This window comes from Actinoplanes sp. ATCC 53533, from assembly GCF_003947245.1.
Map to the genome: position 1 here is coordinate 1 of NZ_QHHV01000447.1, position 3,036 is coordinate 3,036.

Below are 3,036 nucleotides of genomic sequence, written 5' to 3' on the forward strand. Positions count from 1 at the left end.
GAAACGCACGCCGGCCGCTAGTTGTTCGCCACGCAACCGTAGACCGAGGTCGTCGCCACTCGTGTGCTTGGTCAGGAAGCCCTCGATGAGTTCGAGCAATGTCGCCTTGGCCTCGACTTTGCCGATGGGGATCCGCTCCGGCTCGGGTTTGAATCCGGCGAAGAGGTCGCCCTGCTCGGGCTTGACCCGGCCCAGCGTAGCCTCGTGCTGGTTCAGTGCGTCGTCCACCGCTGTGTCGACCTTGAGTAGGCTGCCAAGGTGGTCGGCGCCGCGCAGTGCATGAATTAGCGTATCGGTCAGGGCGCCCGGGATGCCGGTTTCGCGCTCGACCTCACGGCGAAGCTCGACGAGCGCCGGGTCGTCGTCGGCAAGGCTTGCCAGGCGCAGGTTCGACGCGACCAGGTTCAGCCGCTCGGGTCGGGCGTCGGGTGCGATCTGTCGGGCCTTGAGCCACAGCGCTGCGGCGGCGATCTGTACCGCTCGTGGGTCAAGATCGATTCCGTGAAGGTTGTGAGAGAGGATGCGCTCGACGATGGACCGGTCGGACCAGTGTTCGGTGCCGGCTTCGCCGCGGTGGCGGGCTTCCTCGCGGTAGAGTGCCATCAGCAGATCGAGCGCCACTACCAGGAAATGCCCCGAGCCCACCGCCGGATCGATCAGCTTCAGGTCACGAACTGTGTTGGGCACCTGCTCGACCGCATTTTCGGGGATCGGCTGCGATAGGTAGTAGGCCCAGCGACGCTCCGCTTCGGTGTGCAGCGGCATCAGCTCGGTCAGCGCGACCGCGCCCGATGCGCGCTTGGCCCGCCACTCCGCCCGCTGTTCCTCCAGGCGATCCAGGGTGCCGTCCGCCTGGACCTCGGGTGTCCAGCCGTGCCTTTGGCACATTGCTAGCCACATCGGACCCAAACTATTCTGGAGCAGCCAGTCGACCATGTACCGCTCGGTGAACATCTGGGTCTTGCTGGCGATCTCGTGCGGTTCGACCTTGCCGCCGCCGTTGAGCTTGTCGTCGAGCGCCTCTCGCTCGGGATCGTTCCAGTATTGGTAGACCCAGCCGAGCGTCATGTCGTCGGTCCAGCAGCTCTCCAGCACCTCCGCGTCGAGAGTGTCGACGACGTGCCGGAGTGTGGATGCCGGAACTGGGACGAGGTCGGCCACGCCCGCCGGTCCGTAGAGGCCGGGCAGTTCAGTGGCGAGGTCCTCGAACGTCAAACGCAGCAGAAAGGCGTAACCTTCGGTCTCGTCGGCTCGGACGAGCCCCGGCGCGAGCTGGCGAAAGTCCTTGTAGGCGCGGCTTTCCCAGCCGCCGGTTACCACGGCGGGGGTGCGGAGCGGATCGCCCAAGGGCCGAGGGGCCTCCATGAGCCTCAGTAGCACCAGCCGGTTCAGCAGTGTGTATGCAGCCTGTTTCTCAGCTTCGCGGCGGAAGTCCTCCGCGGACCGTTCGGACTCGTGTGCAATCTTGGCCGCTTGCTGGGCGCGTAGCTGCTCGGCCACCCATGCCTCCAGCCGAGCCCGCCGAGTGCGCCCGGCGGCGTCGAGCCCTGCGTCTTGGGCGCGCACCAAGAGCCTGTAGGCGGTCTCGGTGGCGTCATGCAGGTCAGCGAGGAGGCGAAGGCGCAGGGACCGGATGGTTGCCGAAAGCGTGCGCTTGGCGTGGGAGGTCATGGGCATGGTCGTTCCTCCAGTTACAGCAGCCGTACGCGTGTGCCGGCGCGGACCTGTTCGAGCAGGCGCGCCCTGATCTCGTCAACAAGAGCCTGCACGTCGGCCTCTGTCGCCACCTCTCGATTACGCAGATGCAGGTCAACCCGGGCGATGAGCGGCTTCTTGCCTTCGCTCAGGATCTCGTCGAGGAGATCGTTCGCGCGGTCCTCGCCATGACCCAGTGTGACTGTGAACGGATCCTTCAGATAGGCGAGCGGCGGTGCGACTGCCTCGGCGGCGGTGTCGGTCGTCGCTTGGGTGAGGGGTCGGAGCACGTGGTGCGCTTGCTCAGCCGTGAGAGTGCTGAAGCCGTCGCGTGCCTTGACTCGGCCGCGAGCCGCCTCTACCTGCTGCTCTTGCCGTTGGAGTAGCTGTTGCCGCTCGGCGATGTAGCGGGTGCGGATCTCAGCGAGATCCTTGTCAATCGCGCCGATGTCGCGCCAGGGCCGCTCTTGCTCGAGCTGAGCCGTGACCCGTGCCACGGCCGTCTCGATCGCGCCGTCCTCGACGGCGAGGTCCTTGAGCTGCGTTGCCTGGTATTCGAGCATGTTATATGCGGCGGTGACGGCTCGAATGGCATCGTCTGTGAGTTCTGCGCTGTAGACCTGCAGGCGCTGGGTACCGTCCTGCAGCGTCTCGAGGTGCTTCTTGACCAACGTGACGGTGGGCTTGGTCTGCCGGCTGGTGCGTATGCACTGCTCGAGGGCGTCGCCCAGCTTACCGAACTCAGGTGGCCCCTCAGGCGAGCCGGGAAGTTTGTTGAGTTGGCCCTGCACGCTGCGGAGTTGCTGCGCGAGCTGGGGGAAGTAATAGAGGACCGCGTCGGCAATGGCGTGGTCCTCACGGTCCATTCGGTGTTGAAGGCGCTCCTCGAAGAACCTGCAGATACGGGCTCGTGTTTGGGGGCCGATGTCGTCCTGGCCGGCGGGGAAGATCGTTGTACGGCGAAATGCGCGATCCTTGTCGAAGAGGTCGCGCACGCCCGCGTCCCGAATGGCGGTGATTTCATTTCCGCCGTCGGGTTGGAGCCGCACCTTGCTGGCGCGGAGCAGACCCGCGACACATGCCTTCACGACGTTTGCAGTGTAGCCGTATGGCGGGCCGCCGAAATGGGCGAGAATCGTCGTCCCACCGAGCCCGCCCTCGGACTCGATGTGCTCCTGGACGCGGCGCGCCACGACGCCGCTGCACGTCGGAACGTAGCGTCCGGAGTCGAGGTCAAAGATGCCGAGATCGCCGGTGAGGAACTTGGGTGAAAGGCCCGAGAGCTCGGCGTCAACGAGTTGAAGCAATTCAGATGGCTGAATCTGAGTCGCGATGAAGTGT

At 65.4% G+C, this 3,036-nt stretch carries 2 protein-coding genes; both read right to left on the bottom strand.

What is annotated here, in order from left to right; all coding sequences use genetic code 11:
- Nucleotides 1–1,677 (bottom strand): BREX-6 system adenine-specific DNA-methyltransferase PglX (gene pglX, locus DMB66_RS58955; RefSeq protein WP_125812610.1); only part of this gene is annotated, 1,677 nt, incomplete at its 3' end.
- 14 nt (nt 1,678–1,691) lie between these two features.
- The coding region (locus DMB66_RS62130) for a hypothetical protein (RefSeq protein WP_199753290.1) at nt 1,692–3,036 on the bottom strand (1,345 nt) is incomplete at its 5' end.